The sequence below is a fragment of the Streptomyces sp. NPDC057486 genome (assembly GCF_042802415.1).
GTDB classification, from domain to species: Bacteria; Actinomycetota; Actinomycetes; order Streptomycetales; family Streptomycetaceae; genus Streptomyces; species Streptomyces yanii.
Window position 1 is genome coordinate 1 of the sequence record NZ_JBHVEE010000307.1, and the last position, 1,797, is coordinate 1,797.

Below are 1,797 nucleotides of genomic sequence, written 5' to 3' on the forward strand. Positions count from 1 at the left end.
CCCGGAGGAAGAGAAAGCAAATGCGATTCCCTGAGTAGCGGCGAGCGAAACGGGATTAGCCCAAACCAAGAGGCTTGCCTCTTGGGGTTGTAGGACACTCTGTACGGAGTTACAAAGGAACGAGGTAGATGAAGAGGTCTGGAAAGGCCCGCCATAGGAGGTAACAGCCCTGTAGTCAAAACTTCGTTCTCTCCTGAGTGGATCCTGAGTACGGCGGAACACGTGAAATTCCGTCGGAATCCGGGAGGACCATCTCCCAAGGCTAAATACTCCCTAGTGACCGATAGTGAACCAGTACCGTGAGGGAAAGGTGAAAAGCACCCCGGAAGGGGAGTGAAAGAGATCCTGAAACCGTGTGCCTACAAGTAGTCAGAGCCCGTTAACGGGTGATGGCGTGCCTTTTGTAGAATGAACCGGCGAGTTACGATCCCGTGCAAGGTTAAGCAGAAGATGCGGAGCCGCAGCGAAAGCGAGTCTGAATAGGGCGAATGAGTATGTGGTCGTAGACCCGAAACCAGGTGATCTACCCATGTCCAGGGTGAAGTTCAGGTAACACTGAATGGAGGCCCGAACCCACGCACGTTGAAAAGTGCGGGGATGAGGTGTGGGTAGGGGTGAAATGCCAATCGAACCTGGAGATAGCTGGTTCTCTCCGAAATAGCTTTAGGGCTAGCCTCAAGGTAAGAGTCTTGGAGGTAGAGCACTGATTGGACTAGGGGCCCCTACCGGGTTACCGAATTCAGTCAAACTCCGAATGCCGATGACTTATCCTTGGGAGTCAGACTGCGAGTGATAAGATCCGTAGTCGAAAGGGAAACAGCCCAGACCGCCAGCTAAGGTCCCAAAGTATACGTTAAGTGGAAAAGGATGTGGAGTTGCTTAGACAACCAGGATGTTGGCTTAGAAGCAGCCACCATTTAAAGAGTGCGTAATAGCTCACTGGTCGAGTGACTCTGCGCCGAAAATGTACCGGGGCTAAACGTATCACCGAAGCTGCGGACTGTTCTTCGAACAGTGGTAGGAGAGCGTTCTAAGGGCTGTGAAGCAAGACCGGAAGGACTTGTGGAGCGCTTAGAAGTGAGAATGCCGGTATGAGTAGCGAAAGAGGGGTGAGAATCCCTTCCACCGAATGCCTAAGGTTTCCTGAGGAAGGCTCGTCCGCTCAGGGTTAGTCGGGACCTAAGCCGAGGCCGAAAGGCGTAGGCGATGGACAACAGGTTGATATTCCTGTACCACCTCCTCACCATTTGAGCAATGGGGGGACGCAGGAGGATAGGGTAAGCGCGGTATTGGATATCCGCGTCCAAGCAGTTAGGCTGGGAAATAGGCAAATCCGTTTCCCGTGAAGGCTGAGCTGTGATGGCGAGCGAATTATAGTAGCGAAGTTCCTGATTCCACACTGCCAAGAAAAGCCTCTAGCGAGGTGAGAGGTGCCCGTACCGCAAACCGACACAGGTAGGCGAGGAGAGAATCCTAAGGTGATCGAGAGAACTCTCGTTAAGGAACTCGGCAAAATGACCCCGTAACTTCGGGAGAAGGGGTGCTCTGTTAGGGTGCAAGCCCGAGAGAGCCGCAGTGAATAGGCCCAGGCGACTGTTTAGCAAAAACACAGGTCTCTGCGAAGCCGTAAGGCGAAGTATAGGGGCTGACGCCTGCCCGGTGCTGGAAGGTTAAGAGGAGCGCTTAGCGTAAGCGAAGGTGCGAATTGAAGCCCCAGTAAACGGCGGCCGTAACTATAACGGTCCTAAGGTAGCGAAATTCCTTGTCGGGTAAGTTCCGACCTGCACGAATGGCGTA

The 1,797-nt window shown here is 53.4% G+C and carries 1 rRNA gene; it reads left to right on the plus strand.

Annotated elements, in window-relative coordinates:
• Positions 1 to 1,797, plus strand: a 23S ribosomal RNA gene (locus tag ACFU6I_RS48515); the annotation flags it as partial.